This window comes from Synechococcus sp. BA-124 BA4, from assembly GCF_034931165.1.
In genome coordinates, this window is sequence record NZ_JAYGIA010000043.1 from 1 (window position 1) to 15,666 (window position 15,666).

Genomic DNA, 15,666 nt, shown 5'->3' on the forward strand with positions numbered 1-15,666 from the left:
ACCCCAGCCGGCACCTGGCCCTGATCGGCGTGACCGGCACCAATGGCAAGACCACGACCACGCACCTGATCGAGCATCTCGGCGCCGCCTGTGGCCGGTCCACGGCCCTGTTCGGCACCCTGATCAATCGCTGGCCCGGACACAGCGTCACGGCATCTCACACCACAGCCTTCGCCGATGTGCTGCAGGGGCAGCTGGCCCGGGCGGTGGAGGCCGGAGCTCAGCTGGCGGCCATGGAGGTGAGCTCCCACGCCCTCGACCAGCGCCGGGTGGCCGGCTGCCACTTCGCCGGGGCGGTGTTCACCAACCTCACCCAGGACCACCTCGATTACCACCCCTCGATGGAGGCCTACTTCGAGGCGAAGGCACGACTGTTCTCGACGGACCTGCTGGATGGTTCCGCCGTGGTCAACATCGACGATCCCTGGGGCGCCCGGCTGGCCGAGCGGCTCTCGGGGCAATTGGGGGAGCGGCTCTGGCGCAGTTCCCTGGCTGAGGTGGCCGCCGGAGTAGGCCCAGAGGATCTGCCTGAGCTGCGTCTGGACGACCTGATCTTCGCCGCCGATGGGGTGAGCGGCACCCTGATCACGCCTCTGGGGCGAGGAGCATTCCGTTCCCCCCTGGTGGGCCGCTTCAATCTGATGAACCTGCTGCAGGCGGTGGGGGTGTTGCAGCAGCAGGGCCTGCCGCTGGCCCAGCTGCTGGAGGCCATCCCCAGTTTCCGGGGCGTGCCCGGACGGATGGAGCGGGTGGTGCTCCCAGAGGCCGCTGAGCTGCCGGCGGTGCTGGTCGACTATGCCCACACCCCCGATGGTCTTGAAAATGCGCTGGCTGCCTGCCGTCCTTTCGCCAAGGGCCAGCTGGTCTGTGTGTTCGGCTGCGGCGGTGACCGCGACCGGGGCAAGCGTCCCCAGATGGCCGCGATCGCCGCGCGGTTGGCCGACCGGGTTGTGGTGACCTCCGACAACCCCCGAACCGAGGATCCCCAGCGCATCCTCGACGACGTGGTGGCCGGGATTCCATCCGGCACCGACCTGACGGTGGAGGTGGATCGGGCCGCGGCGATCGCCGCGGCCGTCGCCGCGGCGGGCCCGAGCGATCTGCTGCTGATCGCCGGCAAGGGCCATGAGGATTACCAGATCCTGGGAACGACCAAGATCCACTTCGACGACCGGGAGGAGGCCGAGAAGGCCCTGCGCTCAAGGCTCGGCTGAGCCGCCCGCGAGTGACAGGAACGTTGACGTCTGCAGCAACACCCGGTCGAAAAATCCCCTGGCCAGTACCTTTGCCCCGTCCGTTAGCGCTTACACCGTTCCATGTCTTCCCCTGTGCCCATGTCGAGGAAGTTCCTCGCTGAGCTGATCGGTACCTTCTGGCTGGTGTTCGGCGGCTGCGGCAGCGCCGTGCTGGCCGCCGCCTTCCCCTACGACCAGGCAGGAGCCAATCCCCTCGGTCTCGGTTTCCTCGGGGTGTCACTGGCCTTCGGCCTCACCCTGCTCACCATGGCCTACGCCATCGGGCACATCTCCGGTTGCCATATCAATCCGGCGGTCACCTTTGGCCTCTGGGCCGGTGGCCGTCATCCCGGCTCGCAGCTGCTTCCCTACATCGCCGCCCAGGTGCTCGGCGGTCTGATCGCTGGTGGCCTTCTTCTCGGCATCGCCAGTGGCCGGCCCGGCTTCGAGCTCACCGGCAGCAACCCCCTGGCCACCAACGGCTTCGGCGCCCACTCTCCTGGTGGCTATGGCCTGCTGCCGGCGCTGATCATCGAGGTGGTGCTCACCTTCATCTTCCTGCTGGTGATCCTGGGTGCCACCCACAAGGATGCGATCAAGGACCTGGCCGGGGTGCCGATCGGCCTGAGCCTGGTGCTGATCCACCTGATCAGCATTCCGGTCACCAACACCTCGGTGAACCCGGCCCGCAGCACCGGCGTGGCTTTCTGGGTGGGTGGTGATGCCGTGGGTCAGCTGTGGCTGTTCTGGCTGGCCCCGATCGCCGGGGCTTTGCTGGCCGGCTGGGTGCAGCGCCACCTGCTCGACAGCCGCAGCGACTGAGCGATCAAAGGCCCCGGCCGGGCGCAGTGAGCTTGGCCAGGGCCTCTAGCAGCCATTCCACTTCCTCGGCCGTGGTGGTGATGTGGGTGCAGGCCCTGAGGCAATACGGATCGTCGAGGGTGCGCAGCCAGACGGCTTGCTCTCCCAGCCGGCGCACCAGATCGGCTGGATCAAGCCCTTCCACGACAAAACTCACCAGCCCCGCCGGCGGCGGCGCTTTGAGCAGGGGCCGAACGCCCGGCAGCTGATACAGGCCGCTCCAGAGCTGCCCACTGCGCTGCCGGATCAGCTCCAGCCGTTGCTGAGGCGCGGCTACGGCATCCAGGAGCTCCAACGCGGTGCGCAGGCCTGCCAGCAGGGGGGTGCAGGACGTGGCTACTTCGAAGCGGCGGGCATCGCTGTGCCAACCCGCTCCGTTGTTGCTTTCGTTGGCCAGGCTGCGCCAGCCTCCCAGGGTGGGTTGCGATTCCGCCAGCAGCCGCTCCGAGAGCGCCACGCCCCCCAGTCCTTCTGGACCGCAGCACCATTTATGGCCGGTGAAGGCGTAGATGTCGGCCACCGCTGCCGCTCCAGGCGCACCGGCCTCAGCCAGCGGCAGGCTCCCCACCGACTGGGCCGCATCCACCAGTAGCCAGGGCTGGCGAGGGTGCGCGCTCAGCCGCTGGGCCACCGCCGTGATCGGCATCAACTGGCCGGTGTTCCAGAGCAGGTGCGAGAGCACCACCAGGCGGGTGCGTGGGGTGAGGGCGCTCTCAAGGGCTTGGAGAACATCGGTGTCGGTGGTATCAGCGTCGTAGCGCAGCTCCTTCACCGCCAGGGTGGAGATCGTGAGCCCCTCGCGGCGGGCGAGCTCACGGCAGGCGGCCACCACGCCCGGATGCTCGCAATCGCTGATCAGCAGTTCATCGCCCGCCTGCCAGGGCAGACCCCAGAGCGGCAGCACGCAACCGCTGGTGACGTTCTCGGTGAGCGCCAGACGGTGGGGCGGAACCCCGCAGAGCGCGGCCAGAGCACTCCGCAAAGTCCCCACCTCCAGCTCCAGCCAGGGCCAGATGTCGGCGGTGAAGGGCCCCAGCTCCTGGATGCACTGCCAGCTGGCGGTGATCGCCTGCAGCGCTGGTGTGGGAAGGGGGCCCTGGCCCCCGTAGTTGAAATAGGTCTTGTTGGCCAGGGCGGGCATCAACTCCCGCAGTTGCTCGGGGCTGAGGGGACTGGCCGCTGGGGCGAGCTCGCTGGTCAAGGCGTTGGGATCAACCATCGCTCGCAGCATGACCACTGGCCGTTTGGAGCGGATGGGCTGCCGGGACAGCGGCGGCCTTTCAGAGCACCTGGCCGACCATCACCGCGGCGAGGGCGGAGAAGAGGGTGATGCCGAGGGCCGTGAGGGGGTTCTGTCCCTGTGCCACCGCAAAGCTGGTGACGACACCGGCACCCAGGCAGGCGACGACGATCTGAGTGGCGGCGGAGGGACGATCCACGTGGACGGGCACGACTGATCGGAACAGTAGGGAGCGCTTTTGGGGGAATCTGGCGGGGCCGAAGCTTTTGTTACGGGGCGTCGGGGTTCTTTACACCGCGACATGGATGCTGGTTCTCAGCTGGCGGCTTCCCGATGGAAATCAACCATCCCAACCAGAAGCCTCTCACTCCAGTGGAGCAGGCCCTGCTTGACGAGTTCCGCGCCAAGTTGCACGAGCGAGTCTTGAGTGTGGGCCTCGCCAGTGACGATGTGCGCCGAATTATCGAGGGCAGGCGTGCCCATCCAGACGCCAGCATGGAGGTGATTCAGGCGGTGCTGGATGAGGCCAGGGCCCTGGTTCCTGGCCGCCGGCTGCTGCGCTTCGACTGGGTGTGACCTTGCCCCCATGGCGGAAGGCGGTGCTTTGGATCGCTGACGGCACTGCTGCGATCTGAGGCGCCGCATAGGCTTAAAGCAGTGAGAGCACCAATCCGTGATGGAACTGGAGCACGAGCTCACGCTGGTGGATATCTGGTGGCGAGCCGCGAATTATCTGGCGGTAGGGATGATCTACCTGCAGGACAATCCCCTGCTGCGTGAACCTCTGCGCAGGGAGCACATCAAGAACCGGCTACTCGGTCACTGGGGCTCCAGCCCTGGCCAGGCCTTCATCTGGGCCCACGCCAATCGGGTGATCCGCCACCACGACCTGGAGATGATCTACCTCTCCGGGCCCGGCCACGGGGCCCCCGGCGTGCTCGGCCCCACCTATCTCGATGGCAGCTACAGCGAGGTCTATCCCGACAAGTCGCAGGACGCCGAGGGAATGCGGCGGTTCTTCAAGCAGTTCTCCTTTCCCGGTCGCATCGGCTCCCACTGCACCCCGGAAACACCGGGCTCGATCCACGAAGGAGGGGAGCTGGGCTATGTGCTCTCGCACGCCTGCGGCGCGGTGTTCGACAACCCGAACCTGATCGCCCTGGCCTGCGTGGGCGATGGCGAGGCCGAAACCGGCCCCCTGGCCACCTCCTGGCACATCAACAAGTTCCTCAACCCGATCAGCGACGGCGCCGTGCTGCCGGTGCTGCACCTCAACGGCTACAAGATCGCCAACCCCACCCTGCTGGCCCGCATCCCTCATGAGGAGCTGGCCAGCCTGATGCGGGGCTACGGCTGGGAGCCGATTTTCGTGGAGGGCAGCGAGCCTATGGCGATGCACCGCGCCATGGCCGCGGCCATGGACCAGGCTGTGGCCACCATCCAGAGGGTGCGCGGTGAATGCCGGGCCAGTGGTGAGGCCGTGCGGCCGGCCTGGCCGATGATCGTGCTGCGCTCCCCCAAGGGCTGGACGGGTCCCGAGGAGCTCCACGGCAAGAAGCTGGAGGGGTTCTGGCGGTCGCACCAGGTGCCGCTGCCAGCACCGAACAAGGACCCCGAGCAATTGGCGATGCTCGAGGCCTGGCTGCGCAGCTATCGCCCCGAGGAGCTGTTCGACGCCGACGGCACCCTCCGCCCCGAGCTCCAGGCGCTCTCCCCCCAGGGCATGCGTCGGATGGGCTCCAGCCCCCACGCCAACGGCGGCCTGCTGCGGCGGCGCCTGCGACTGGCCCCGATCGAGGCCTATGCCGTGCCCGTCGAGGGCCACGGCCAGAGCGAGCACGAGAACACCGCACCCCTCGGGGCGCTGCTGCGCGACACGATCGCCCGCAACCCCGATTCGCTGCGGGTGTTCGGGCCCGATGAAACCGCCTCCAACCGCCTGCAGGCCATCTATGAGGTGAGCAAGAAGGTGTGGATGGAGAAGCTCCTGCCGGAGGATGCCGACGGCGGTGAGCTGGCCCGCAACGGCCGGGTGGTGGAGATGCTCTCCGAGCACACCCTGGTCGGAATGATGGAGGGCTACCTGCTCACCGGCCGATACGGCTTCTTCCACACCTACGAGGCCTTCGCCCATGTCATCGCCTCGATGTTCAACCAGCACGCCAAGTGGCTGGAATCCTGCAACCTGCACGCCAGGTGGCGGGCGCCGATCGGCCCCTGGAACTGCCTGATCTCTTCCACCGTCTGGCGGCAGGACCACAATGGATTCACCCACCAGGACCCTGGCTTCATCGACCTGGCGGGCAACAAGAGCGGTGAGGTGGTGCGGGTTTACCTGCCGGCTGATGCCAATTGCCTGCTGGCGGTGGCCGAGGAGGCCCTGGTGGAAACGAACGTCTGCAACATCATCGTTTCCGACAAACAGAAGCACCTCCAGTACCTCTCCCTGGAGGAGGCTCGCCGCCACGTGGCCAAGGGCATCGGCCTCTGGGGCTGGGCCAGCAACGATGACTGTGGCGATGAGCCCGATGAACCCGATGTGGTGATGGCCTGCGCCGGGGACATCCCCACCAAGGAAGTGCTGGCGGCGGTGGAGATCCTCCGCCATGAGATTCCATTCCTCAAGATCCGGGTGATCAACGTGGTGAAGTTGTTCGCCCTCACCCAGCCGAGCGAGCATCCCCATGGCCTCTCGGATCGTGATTTCGACAGCCTGTTCACCACCAGCCAACCGGTGATCTTCAACTTCCACGGTTATCCCTGGCTGATCCACCGGCTCACCTACCGCCGCACCAACCACCCCAACTTTCACGTGCGTGGGTACAAGGAAAAGGGCAACATCAACACGCCCCTGGAGCTGGCAATGAATAACCAGATCGACCGCTTCAACCTGGTGATCGACGTGATCGACCGGGTGCCGGGCCTGGGCTCCCGCGCCGCCCACGTGAAGGAGCGGATGAAGGATGCGATCCTGCGCCACCGGGAGTACGCCCACACCCATGGCATGGACTCGCCGGAGATCACCGACTGGCGCTGGTCGCTTCCCAGCCCGCTCTAGGCATGGATGCCTTGGCTTCCCCCGCGCCCGCCGGGGGAACGGCGCTGGTCCTGAATGCCGGCAGCTCCAGCCTCAAGGCTGGGCTGTTCTCCGCCGATGGCCAATGCCTGTGGCGTGAGCAACGCCGCTGGAAACCCTCCTCCGGCGCCATGAACGAGGTGCTGGACGGCTGGCTGCCCGCTGCCCTCGAGTCGCTCGATGGTGAACCGCTGCTGGCGGCTCACCGGGTCGTCCATGGCGGGGAGCACTTCACCGCCCCAACCCGCTTGAGTCCCCCGGTGCTCGTGGCCCTGGAGGGCCTGATCGACCTGGCGCCCCTGCACAACGGACCGGCCCTGGAGGTGATGCGCTGGCTAAGCCGCTGGCGCCCCCAGCTGCCCCAGTGGGCCTGCTTCGACACGGCCTTCCACAGCACCCTGCCGCCGGAAGCCCGCACCTATGCCCTGCCTGAAGCCTGGCGGGAGATGGGTCTGCGCCGTTTCGGTTTTCACGGTCTCAACCATGAGCACGTCAGTGAAACCATCAGTCGCCGCTGGTCGGCCGGGGCCCGGCTCCCGCCCCAGCCGTTGCGGCTGATCAGCTGCCACCTCGGTGCCGGCTGCTCCCTCTGCGCTATCCGGGATGGCCGCAGTGTGGCCACCACCATGGGCTACACCCCCCTGGAGGGCCTGGTGATGGCCACCCGCAGCGGCTCGATTGACCCGGGTGTGCTGCTGCAGCTGTTGCGGCAGGGGCTGACACCCGAGCTGCTGGAGCAGGGGTTGCAGGGGGAGAGTGGCCTGCTGGGGCTCTCCGGCGGCCTCAGCTCCGACATGCGTCAGCTGCGGGAGGCCGCCGCTGACGGCCATGACGGGGCCCGTCTGGCCCTTGCCGTGTTCCGCCACAGCCTGCTGGAGGGGATCGGAGCGATGGCGGCCAACCTGGGCGGCGTGGATGTGATCGCCCTCAGCGGCGGCATCGGTGAGCACGATGAGGCCCTGCTGGCCGATCTGCAGTCGTCCCTGGGCTGGCTCGGGAGCTTCGAACTGGTGCGGGTCGCGGCTGATGAGGAAGGCCTCATGGCCCGCCGCTGTCTCAGCGCAGGAGGCGGGAGGCGGGACGGGCCCGGCCGCTGCTGGCCCACTGCTTGAGGGCATCGAGCTGCTCCCTGGCCGTGCGCGAGAGGGGCACCAGGTCGCTGGCGGCGGCGATCAGATCCGCTTCGCCGAACTCACGGTGTGCTGCAAAGGCCAGGTGCATCGCCTCCACCACCGTCTGCTCCAGTTCGGCCCCCGAGAATCCAGCTGTGCGGTCCACCACCACATCCAGGGGAATGCGGTGGTCAGGGCGGCGGCGGCGCAGCTGGAGGTCGAGAATCGTGCGCCGCTCGCTGGCATCAGGCAGATCCAGCAGGAAGATCTCATCGAAGCGGCCCTTGCGCATCAGCTCCGGTGGCAGGCTCTCCACCCCGTTGGCCGTGGCCACGACGAACACCGCCGAGCGCTTCTCCGCCATCCAGGTGAGCAGGCTGGCCAGCACCCGCTGGCTGGTGCCGCCATCGCTGCGGCTGTCGCCACCGAAACCCTTGTCGATTTCATCGATCCAGAGCACGCAGGGGGCCATGGCCTCGGCGCGGCGGATCATGTCGCGGGTGCGGGCCTCACTGGCGCCGACGAGGCCGGCGAACAGGCGCCCCACATCCAGGCGCAGCAGCGGCATGGCCCAGCTGTGGGCGATCGCCTTGGCGGTGAGTGATTTGCCTGTCCCCTGGGGACCCACCAGCAACACACCCCTCGGCAGGGGCAGGCCATAGGCGGCGGCCTCATCGCTGAAGGCCAGCCGTCGCTGCTCCAGCCAGTGCTTGAGCGCCTCCAGACCGCCGATGTCGGCGGGACTGGCCTCGGTGGGGCAATACTCCAGCAGTTCGCTGCGGGCGATGGCCTGGCGCTTCTCCTCCAGCACCTCCGCCAGATCCGGCTCCCCCAGCTGACCGCGCCGGGCCAGGGCCCGCGCCGCCACCTGCCGGATGCGCTGTTCACTCAGGCCGCTGCAGCAATGGGTGAGCTGCTCGAGCACCCCGGGATTCAAGGGGTGGCCGCAGGCCTGGCCGATGCTCTCCAGCAGGGAGCGGATCTCACCGGCATTGGGCAGGGGCAGGTCGAGGATGGTGAGGCACTCCTCGAGCTCCCGCGGCACCTGCCATTCCGGAGCGGTGATCACCAGGGTGCGGGGTTTCTGACGCAGGCTGGCGGACAGATTGCGCAGCCGGCGGCCGATGCCGGGGTCGTCGCAGTAGCGGTGGAAATCGAGCAGCAGCAGGATCGCCGCCTGATCGGGGGGCAGGCTTTCGATCGCCTCCAGCGCGCCCATCGGATTTCGGGTGGCTTCGCCCTCGCGGTTCGGCAGACCCTGGAGCCCTTCGACGAAATCCCAGCGCAGCAGGGTGCGCTGGCCCAGGCGCTGGGCCGCGCACTGAAGCAGGGTGGCGATGCGCTCCTCCTCGGGGCTGCGGATCCAGATGATCGGGGCCCGGGCCCGGATCAACAGATCAAGCTGATCGGCCCACTCCTCGCTCATCGCCACTGGCGCAGGGCCGACCAACGGGGATCGATGGGGGGCTCGCCCTTACCGGCACTGAAGGAGGCTTCCTCTCCGGCCTCAGGGTGATCCGGCAGCGCCGGTCCTGGACAATCAGGGCCGCAGCGGTTCTGCAGGGGAAGCTGCAGGCTGAGCTGCTCGAACAGCCAACGGGCAGGATCGAAGTCGCCTCGCGGATCGAGGCACTCGATCAGCTCGCTCGCAGCGAGGTCATCGCCCAGCTGATCGGCCTCTCCCAGCCAGAGGCGTTCTTCCCCCCGGAAGTGCAGGGCGTGGTTGTAGTCGCACAGGCAGCGGTCGCAGCAGAGGGTGACGATGGTTTCGGCCTCCCCCTCCACTTCAAGCACCGTCTCGCTGTGGCGGGCGCTCAGCCAGCCTCTCACTGGCGTGAGGCTCTCGAGATCCTGCAGCGGCTGGTCCACGGCCCACAGCCTTGGTTCCTGCAGAACGCGGAGGTCCTGCAGGGGCACGGGCCGCAGCAGAGATGGTTCAGGCAACGGCGAGGGACGCCGCTTCATCACTTCTTGCCCTTGGGCTCGAAGGGCAACCGTTCGGCTCCGCCGCTGCTGGCGGCCACGGCCACGGTCTGCTGGCTGAGTTGCTGATCCAGGATGTCCTGAAGGTTCTCAGGCAGGGCCTCACGGCTGAGCAGGAAGGTCTGCAGGGCCTGGAAGATGTTGGCCACCACCATGTAGAGCAGCACCCCGGCGGGCAGCGGGAAGAACAGGAACATGCCGGTGATCATCACCGGAGTGATCTTGTTGGCCGTCGACTGCTGAGGGTTCGGAGGCATCCCGGCTCCCGAGAGAATCTGGGAGATGAACAGGCTGGCGCCGAAGGCTCCCACCAGGATGGCGATGTCCCAGTTGACCGACCCGTCGGTGTAGAAGCCCACCTGGCCGAGGGCCTTGATGAACAGGAATCCGCTGCGGGCGGCCAGGCCAGGCACCGTGGCTTCCACCGTGGCGTCACCCGGGGCGAGCGCCTCGATCAGCCCTGACTCGCTCACGCGCACCACACCCTCGCCTTTGCTCACGCGCCAGGCTGGGGCGAACTTGTCTCCGTTCTCCACCCCCTCGAGCACGCTGCTGAAGGGCTGGCCATCCTTGGTGTGCAGATTCACCTGGGCGGAGTCGCCGATGCCGAGCTTGGTGCCGGCCTCCAGGCTGGCGACCACAGGAACATGGCTGGTTTCGGTGATGAAGATGGAGTGGCTGGCGCTGTTGAACGGTTTGATCTCCACAGCCGCGATCTGATCGGCCGGCAACACCTTGAGATTGAGGGTGTAGGGCACATCGGCGAAGGGTGAACCGCGCAGGGTGGCGAAGAGGGCGAAGAGGATCGGCATCTGCACCAGCAGCGGCAGACAGCCGGCCAGAGGGCTGCCGAACTCCTTCATCAGCTTGCCCAGTTCCTCCTGCTGCTTCTGGGGGTTGCTGGCGTAACGGCTCTTGATCTCCGCCTGGCGCTTCTGCATCACCGGCTGGGCGATGCGCATCCGCCGGGCACTGCGGATGGAGCCTGCGCTGAGGGGGAAGAGGGCCAGACGGATCACCACGGTCAGGGCGATGATCGCCAGCCCGTAACTCGGCACCAGCCCATAGAAGAAGTCGAGGATGGGCAGCAGCAGGTTGTCGGAGATGTAGCCGATCACAGCGGGGAGGCGGCGGAAGGGTGAGGGTTTGGCACAGTGTGCCCGAGCAGCTGATCAGGATGCAGCCGATGCGGGCAAATCCCGCATGCAGGGCTCAAAACGGTGGCAGATGACCGGAGGTCAGGCACTGGCGGCCTGGGGGTCAGCGAAGCCCTTGTTGTCGGCAGCCACCTTGCCGCCTCCGCGGCGGGCCATCTGCTCGAGGATGTAGGCCTCGGTTTCGCGGAAGCGCGGCACTGAGCGCATCTCAAGTTTGGCACCGTCGTTCAGCACAAGCACCATGTCGCCCCAGGCGCCGAAGCCGCGGGGCACCGAGCGCACCTCCCGAACCTGGCTGTAGACCACCTGAGTGCGGTCGCGGCCCAGCCAGCCTCCGCTGACGGAAATCCGTCGGCTGGTGATGCGGAAGCGCAGCCAGAGGGCCCGCACGATCGCTCCGACGGCGAAGGGAATGCCGATCAGGGTGAGGCCGAAGAGCAGGTTGAACAGCAGATCTCCACGGGCCGGGCCCCCCTCGTAGAACGTGGTTTCGGTCACCTCAACGGTCATGGGCTCAGGCCTGCCTTGCGGAACAGCTCTGAACATTCTCCCAGCAAGGCCTCGGGAGTGGCCTCGAGGCAGCCTGGCTTGAGGCTGAGCAGCACCCACAGTCCGTTGGGATCCGTGGGCCTGTGGCGGCAGTGGGTGCTCATCCAGCCGTGCAGCAGACGCCTGAGCCGGTTGCGCCGTACCGACCGTTTGCTCACCTTGGTGCTCACCACCACGGCACAGCGACAGCCCTGCAGTGGCGCCTGACCCAGAGGAGGACGCAGAAGCGAAGGCTCACCAACCACGGAGCGAAGCACCAGGTAGGTGCCATGAAGGCGGCGGCCCTTTCGATAGAGGTGATCGAAGGCTCTGTCGCCCCGCAGGCGCAGATCCCTGGGAAGGGCCATGGGGAGGGGGATCTCCCTTCAGGACTCAGACGGCCAGGCGAGCGCGGCCGCGGCGGCGGCGGGTGCGGATCACACGGCGGCCGGTGTGGGACCGCATCCGCACACGGAACCCCGACACCCGCTTGCGCTTACGGCTCGTTCCTTCCAGGGTGCGCTTGGTCATGGTGCGTCTCGGCGTCTGGCCTGTTGTCGATCGCTCAACCTAACAGCCAGAGGTCAATCGATACCGGGATCAATCTGGATCAGCCAGCTGCCCAGGTAGCCGCCGAAGGGCACATCACCCGGAGCCTGGGCCAGGGCATTGAACTGGTACATGCCGATGTTGAACGGATTGAAGAGCGACATGTAAACGCCGATGGTGCCATCAACCGGCACGGGACGCTCCGGGAAGATTTCGATCGACTTGCCGTTGGCATTCACTTCGATGACAGCAGGAATCGTTTCCTTGCAGCGGGTGCGGGAGAGCATTCCGCCTTCCTGCATCACGCAGAGCTTGACGTCTTTGGGATCGATTTTGGCATCGAAATTCGAAGGAACGTCAATGGTGAGCTTGAGCATGGCCGTCTTGCGATCCTTCGGCCTGAGAATCAGGTAATACTCCGAGCGCTTCAACCGCGAGGTGTTGGTCATGAAGTAGTAGAGCCTGCGGTAGTCCTTGTTGTTATCCCAGCGGAACTCCAGCAGGCTGGGAGTGCCCTGGGCAAGGCTGACCGCGGGGGCGATCCCGGCGCCGGCGCTCGCGATCACGGCCCCCAGGCCCACGCCCGCGGCAGCCATCAGCAGGCCGGCACGCCTCGGCAGGGTGGCCTTCAGCCGGCGGAGCCGTTGTTGCAGGGTCGGGAGGGTCATGGAAAGCGGATGAGGGTCGGCCAGCGCAGGGCAGGCCCGGGTGTTCTCTGGATTGTCGACCGGCGTCACCGAGGGCAGCCCCGCGGGGGGGCAGCGTCGCAGCTGTCAGTTGTGACCGGATCTGTCCGGTCGGAGCCGAGCCGCCCCCCGCAGGTAAGGGTGCAGGGGGGGACGGCCTGGCTCCATCCAGGCGTGAGCCAGCAGACGGATGCAGCGGGGAAGGTCACCGGCCACGGCCATCTGCTGACAGTCCAGCAGGGCGACGCCATCCCAGCCGGGCTGCCGCCGGGCGACGGCCGCAGGGAAGCCGGCATTGAGATCGGCGGTGACCGAAAAGGTCACCGACAGAACCCATGCTCCGGTCAGGCCGTTGCCGTCGATCAGGCTGGCGAGCAGTTCGCTCACGGCCTCTTCGATGGCGGCCGCGGTGTTGGCCGTGGCGGTGGTGGCGCCCCGCAGCGCCCGCAGCTCCCTGGTCTCGCTCATGGCCGCCAGAGCCACAGGGGTTGACCACACCAGGCCAGCTCCAGGCTGAGGGCCTGCTGCAGGCCGCCCAGCAGGTTGCGTCCGGGGATCAGGCCCGCCAGGCGTTTCTGGGGCTTGCCGAAGATCACCGGCTGGGTCTTCGCCTCATCCAGACCGGCCAGCCGTGCCGCCAGCCGTCGGGCATGCTCTTCGTCGCCGAGTTCATCGATCAGACCCAGGGCGATGGCCTGGGCACCGCTGAACACCCGTCCGTCAGCGAAGCCGCGCACCTCGGCCTCGCTCAGACCGCGGCCCGTGGCCACCGCCTCGACGAATTGTCCGTAGCTGGAGTCGATCAGCCCCTGCAGAAGCTCCCGCTCATCAGCGGTCAGGGCCCGATCCGGAGAGAGGATGTCCTTGTAGAGACCGCTCTTGACGGTCTCGAAACTGATGCCGATGCGCTCCAGCAGCTTCGAGATGTTGTTGCCGCGCAGGATCACGCCGATCGAGCCCGTGATCGTGCCGGGGTTGGCCACGATCTTCTCCGCCGCCACCCCCACATACACGCCTCCGGAGGCGGAGATGTTGCCGAAGCTGGCCACCACGCGGCAGCCCTTGCTGCGCAGGCGGCCAATGGCCGCATGGATCTCCTGGCTGTCGCCCACCGTGCCGCCGGGGCTGTCGATGCGCAGCAGCAGCGCCGGGAATTCCCTCTCCTCCACCTGACGGAGGGCCTTGACCACCCGCTCCCGGGTCGGGCCGGAGATCGCCCCCTCGATCGCGATCTTCGCCATGCTCTTGCGGGACTTGCGGCGCCAGGGCCAGGGCATGCGATGCAGATCGGATTCGCTGGATCTTAAAAAGGTCACCGTCGACCGCTTCGATGACACCTGCGCTGCGTTGGCTGCTGATGCTGCTGCCCTTCGCCCTCTGGGGTACGGCGATGGCGGCGATGAAACCCCTGCTCGAGACGGCCGGCCCGCTCACGATCGCCTGGATGCGCCTGCTGCCGGCAGCCCTGGCGGTTCTGGTGGTGGCACGGCTGCAGGGGCGTTCCCTGGCGGTGGCCCCCTCCGATCGCCCCTGGCTGCTGGCCTTCGCCCTGGTGGACGGCACCCTCTTCCAGGGGCTGCTGGCCCGGGGGCTGGAGAGCACCGGTGCCGGTCTGGGCTCGGTGCTGATCGATTCCCAGCCCCTGCTGGTGGCGCTGCTGGCCCGCAGCCTCTTCGGGGAGGCCATCAATCCGGTGGGCTGGTCGGGTCTGCTGCTGGGCCTGGCCGGCATCGCCTGCCTGGGTCTGCCTGCGCCGCTGCTGCGGCACTGGTGGCTGGATGGACCGGAGGCCCTGGGGCTTCATCCCTGGAGCCATGGAGAGACCTGGATGCTGGGGGCGGCGGTGGCCATGGCGGTGGGCACCGTGCTCTGCCGATACGCCAGCCGTGCCAGTGATCCGGTGGCCGTCACCGGCTGGCACATGCTGATCGGAGGAGTGCCCCTGCTGATCGGTTCGCTGGGGGTCACCAGGGTGAATGCCGCCGCCTTGCCCTTCTGGCCGGCCTGGAGCCCCCTGGAGTGGGGGCTGATGGCCTATGCCAGCCTGCTGGGCAGCGCCCTGGCCTACGGCCTGTTCTTCTGGTTCGCCAGCCGCGGCGATCTCACCGGCTTCACCGCGCTGACCTTCCTGACCCCCGTGTTCGCTCTGCTCTGCGGCCTCTTGCTGCTGGAGGAACGGTTGCGGCCGCTGCAGTGGTTCGGCTCCGTGCTGGCGCTCGGCTCGGTGCTCCTGATCAACCAGCGCCACCGCCTCTGGCGCCCGGCTCTGCCCGAACCGCCCGGCTTGTCGCCATGACGCCCCCCTGGCGCCTGCTCGTGGTGAGCACGCCGGTGGGAACACTCGGCTCCGGTGGCGGCGGCGGCGTGGAGCTCACCCTCGAGAGCCTGGTGGCCGGACTGCTTGGCCGCGGCCATCAGCTCACGGTGCTGGCCGGAGAGGGGTCGCGGCTCTCCAGGGGGTGCCAGGCCGCCCGACTCTGGACGGTTGCGGGTGTCGATCAACCCAGCTGGCAGCACCAGCATCGGGATGCTCCCGTGCAGATTCCCGCTGCCGGGCTGCTTCCGGCCCTCTGGCAGCAGGTGCGGGCCCGCCATGCGGAGTTCGACGTGGTGCTGAACCTGGCCTACGACTGGCTGCCCTTCTGGCTCACACCCTGGCTGCCGACGCCGCTGTTTCACCTGGTGAGCATGGGCTCGGTGGCGACGGTGATGGATGAGGTGATCGAGGCGGTGGCCCGAAGCGATCATCGCCGCCTGGCCTTTCACACCAGAGCCCAGGCCGGTGATTTCCGCCTGCCCGCCCCGCCTCTGGTGGTGGGCAATGGCTTCGACCTGTCCGCTTACAGCTTTCGCGAGCGGCCGGATCCGGAGCCCCTCCTGGGCTGGGCCGGCCGCATCGCGCCGGAGAAGGGTCTGGAGGACGCTGCGGCTGTGGCGGCCAGCCTGGGTGAGCGTCTGCTGGTCTGGGGGGTGCGTGAAGACCCGGCCTATGCCGCCGCTGTGGAGGCTTCCGTCCCCCCCGGCACCATCGAATGGCGTGGCTTCCTGCCCACCGCTGCGCTGCAGCTGGAGCTGGGTCGCTGCCGGCTGCTGCTGAACACGCCCAAGTGGAACGAGGCCTTCGGGAACGTGGTGGTCGAGGCGATGGCCTGCGGCGTGCCCGTGGCGGCCTATGCCCGGGGCGGCCCCGGCGAACTGATCGTGCCGGGAGTCACCGGGCTGCTGGTGCCCCCCGACGA

Annotated in this window: 18 protein-coding genes; 7 read left to right on the forward strand and 11 right to left on the reverse strand. The window is 67.7% G+C overall.

The features are described 5' to 3' along the window. Positions 1 to 1,214, forward strand: a 1,214-nt coding sequence (locus VB734_RS05465) for a UDP-N-acetylmuramoyl-L-alanyl-D-glutamate--2,6-diaminopimelate ligase (protein WP_323243082.1), incomplete at its 5' end; no start/stop codon positions are given. A gap of 120 nt (positions 1,215 to 1,334) precedes the next feature. Beyond that, complete coding sequence (gene aqpZ, locus VB734_RS05470) at positions 1,335 to 2,057, forward strand: aquaporin Z (protein WP_197165516.1); 723 nt, start codon at positions 1,335 to 1,337, stop codon at positions 2,055 to 2,057. Between the two features lie 4 nt (positions 2,058 to 2,061). Here aqpZ and VB734_RS05475 read toward each other — a convergent pair whose 3' ends face one another. Both VB734_RS05475 and VB734_RS05480 read right to left on the reverse strand, forming a co-directional pair. Continuing rightward, positions 2,062 to 3,237: an aminotransferase class V-fold PLP-dependent enzyme gene (locus VB734_RS05475; protein ID WP_197167060.1), complete on the reverse strand. Its 1,176-nt coding sequence runs from the start codon at positions 3,235 to 3,237 to the stop codon at positions 2,062 to 2,064. A gap of 139 nt (positions 3,238 to 3,376) precedes the next feature. After that, positions 3,377 to 3,535 (reverse strand): hypothetical protein, encoded by a 159-nt coding sequence (locus VB734_RS05480; RefSeq protein ID WP_006170254.1) that lies wholly within the window; start codon positions 3,533 to 3,535, stop codon positions 3,377 to 3,379. A 134-nt stretch (positions 3,536 to 3,669) separates the two neighbouring features. On the opposite strand from VB734_RS05480, the gene VB734_RS05485 reads away from it, so the two are divergent. The 3 genes from VB734_RS05485 to VB734_RS05495 all read left to right on the forward strand — a co-directional run bounded on the left by VB734_RS05485 (position 3,670) and on the right by VB734_RS05495 (position 7,524). Then, positions 3,670 to 3,912 carry a hypothetical protein gene (locus VB734_RS05485; protein WP_197165514.1) on the forward strand — a complete coding sequence of 81 codons (243 nt, stop codon included), beginning with the start codon at positions 3,670 to 3,672 and terminating at the stop codon, positions 3,910 to 3,912. 100 nt (positions 3,913 to 4,012) lie between these two features. Beyond that, positions 4,013 to 6,394: a phosphoketolase family protein gene (locus VB734_RS05490; protein WP_322782570.1), complete on the forward strand. Its 2,382-nt coding sequence runs from the start codon at positions 4,013 to 4,015 to the stop codon at positions 6,392 to 6,394. An 11-nt stretch (positions 6,395 to 6,405) separates the two neighbouring features. After that, positions 6,406 to 7,524: an acetate kinase gene (locus VB734_RS05495; RefSeq protein ID WP_322782571.1), complete on the forward strand. Its 1,119-nt coding sequence runs from the start codon at positions 6,406 to 6,408 to the stop codon at positions 7,522 to 7,524. Here VB734_RS05495 and VB734_RS05500 read toward each other — a convergent pair. From VB734_RS05500 to sppA, 9 genes are all read right to left on the reverse strand, one after another. Then, positions 7,469 to 8,950: an AAA family ATPase gene (locus VB734_RS05500; RefSeq protein WP_322782572.1), complete on the reverse strand. Its 1,482-nt coding sequence runs from the start codon at positions 8,948 to 8,950 to the stop codon at positions 7,469 to 7,471. The two genes, VB734_RS05495 and VB734_RS05500, sit on opposite strands and share 56 nt — an antisense overlap. Then, entirely contained in the window at positions 8,947 to 9,489 is a 543-nt protein-coding gene (locus VB734_RS05505; RefSeq protein WP_197165505.1) for a YceD family protein, read from the reverse strand. Before VB734_RS05505 ends, VB734_RS05500 begins: the two co-directional genes overlap by 4 nt. After that, complete coding sequence (yidC, locus tag VB734_RS05510) at positions 9,489 to 10,625, reverse strand: membrane protein insertase YidC (protein WP_197165504.1); 1,137 nt, start codon at positions 10,623 to 10,625, stop codon at positions 9,489 to 9,491. Before yidC ends, VB734_RS05505 begins: the two co-directional genes overlap by 1 nt. A gap of 120 nt (positions 10,626 to 10,745) precedes the next feature. Further along, positions 10,746 to 11,174 carry a PH domain-containing protein gene (locus VB734_RS05515; protein WP_197165503.1) on the reverse strand — a complete coding sequence of 143 codons (429 nt, stop codon included), beginning with the start codon at positions 11,172 to 11,174 and terminating at the stop codon, positions 10,746 to 10,748. Further along, entirely contained in the window at positions 11,171 to 11,560 is a 390-nt protein-coding gene (locus tag VB734_RS05520; protein ID WP_197165502.1) for a ribonuclease P protein component, read from the reverse strand. The genes VB734_RS05515 and VB734_RS05520 overlap by 4 nt, the downstream gene beginning before the upstream one ends. Positions 11,561 to 11,585: 25 nt before the next feature. After that, positions 11,586 to 11,723, reverse strand: a complete 138-nt coding sequence (gene rpmH / locus VB734_RS05525) for a 50S ribosomal protein L34 (RefSeq protein ID WP_006170261.1) — start codon at positions 11,721 to 11,723, stop codon at positions 11,586 to 11,588. Positions 11,724 to 11,776: 53 nt separating this feature from the next. Continuing rightward, positions 11,777 to 12,409, reverse strand: coding sequence for a DUF2808 domain-containing protein (locus tag VB734_RS05530; protein ID WP_197165500.1), 633 nt, complete (start codon positions 12,407 to 12,409; stop codon positions 11,777 to 11,779). Positions 12,410 to 12,514: 105 nt separating this feature from the next. Beyond that, the gene (aroH, locus tag VB734_RS05535; protein ID WP_197165498.1) at positions 12,515 to 12,895 is read right to left on the reverse strand and encodes a chorismate mutase; all 381 of its coding nucleotides are present in this window, start codon (positions 12,893 to 12,895) and stop codon (positions 12,515 to 12,517) included. Next, entirely contained in the window at positions 12,892 to 13,704 is an 813-nt protein-coding gene (gene sppA, locus VB734_RS05540; protein WP_197165496.1) for a signal peptide peptidase SppA, read from the reverse strand. The genes aroH and sppA overlap by 4 nt, the downstream gene beginning before the upstream one ends. A gap of 53 nt (positions 13,705 to 13,757) precedes the next feature. Here sppA and VB734_RS05545 point away from each other — a divergent pair, with 53 nt between their 5' ends. Both VB734_RS05545 and VB734_RS05550 read left to right on the forward strand, forming a co-directional pair. Beyond that, positions 13,758 to 14,723: a DMT family transporter gene (locus VB734_RS05545; protein WP_197165494.1), complete on the forward strand. Its 966-nt coding sequence runs from the start codon at positions 13,758 to 13,760 to the stop codon at positions 14,721 to 14,723. Then, a partial coding sequence (locus tag VB734_RS05550) for a glycosyltransferase (protein WP_323243083.1) occupies positions 14,720 to 15,666 on the forward strand: 947 nt, incomplete at its 3' end. The genes VB734_RS05545 and VB734_RS05550, both read left to right, overlap by 4 nt.

Bases quoted from the DNA above. Each gene is read 5' to 3' on its own strand.
- VB734_RS05475 (WP_197167060.1), bottom strand. From the start codon at position 3,237: ATGCCCGCCCTGGCCAACAAGACCTATTTCAACTACGGGGGCCAGGGC.
- VB734_RS05545 (WP_197165494.1), top strand. From the start codon at position 13,758: ATGACACCTGCGCTGCGTTGGCTGCTGATGCTGCTGCCCTTCGCCCTC.
- rpmH (WP_006170261.1), bottom strand. From the start codon at position 11,723: ATGACCAAGCGCACCCTGGAAGGAACGAGCCGTAAGCGCAAGCGGGTG.
- VB734_RS05500 (WP_322782572.1), bottom strand. From the start codon at position 8,950: ATGAGCGAGGAGTGGGCCGATCAGCTTGATCTGTTGATCCGGGCCCGG.
- VB734_RS05485 (WP_197165514.1), top strand. From the start codon at position 3,670: ATGGAAATCAACCATCCCAACCAGAAGCCTCTCACTCCAGTGGAGCAG.
- VB734_RS05515 (WP_197165503.1), bottom strand. From the start codon at position 11,174: ATGACCGTTGAGGTGACCGAAACCACGTTCTACGAGGGGGGCCCGGCC.
- VB734_RS05505 (WP_197165505.1), bottom strand. From the start codon at position 9,489: ATGAAGCGGCGTCCCTCGCCGTTGCCTGAACCATCTCTGCTGCGGCCC.
- sppA (WP_197165496.1), bottom strand. From the start codon at position 13,704: ATGCCCTGGCCCTGGCGCCGCAAGTCCCGCAAGAGCATGGCGAAGATC.
- aqpZ (WP_197165516.1), top strand. From the start codon at position 1,335: ATGTCGAGGAAGTTCCTCGCTGAGCTGATCGGTACCTTCTGGCTGGTG.
- VB734_RS05530 (WP_197165500.1), bottom strand. From the start codon at position 12,409: ATGACCCTCCCGACCCTGCAACAACGGCTCCGCCGGCTGAAGGCCACC.
- aroH (WP_197165498.1), bottom strand. From the start codon at position 12,895: ATGAGCGAGACCAGGGAGCTGCGGGCGCTGCGGGGCGCCACCACCGCC.
- VB734_RS05520 (WP_197165502.1), bottom strand. From the start codon at position 11,560: ATGGCCCTTCCCAGGGATCTGCGCCTGCGGGGCGACAGAGCCTTCGAT.
- VB734_RS05490 (WP_322782570.1), top strand. From the start codon at position 4,013: ATGGAACTGGAGCACGAGCTCACGCTGGTGGATATCTGGTGGCGAGCC.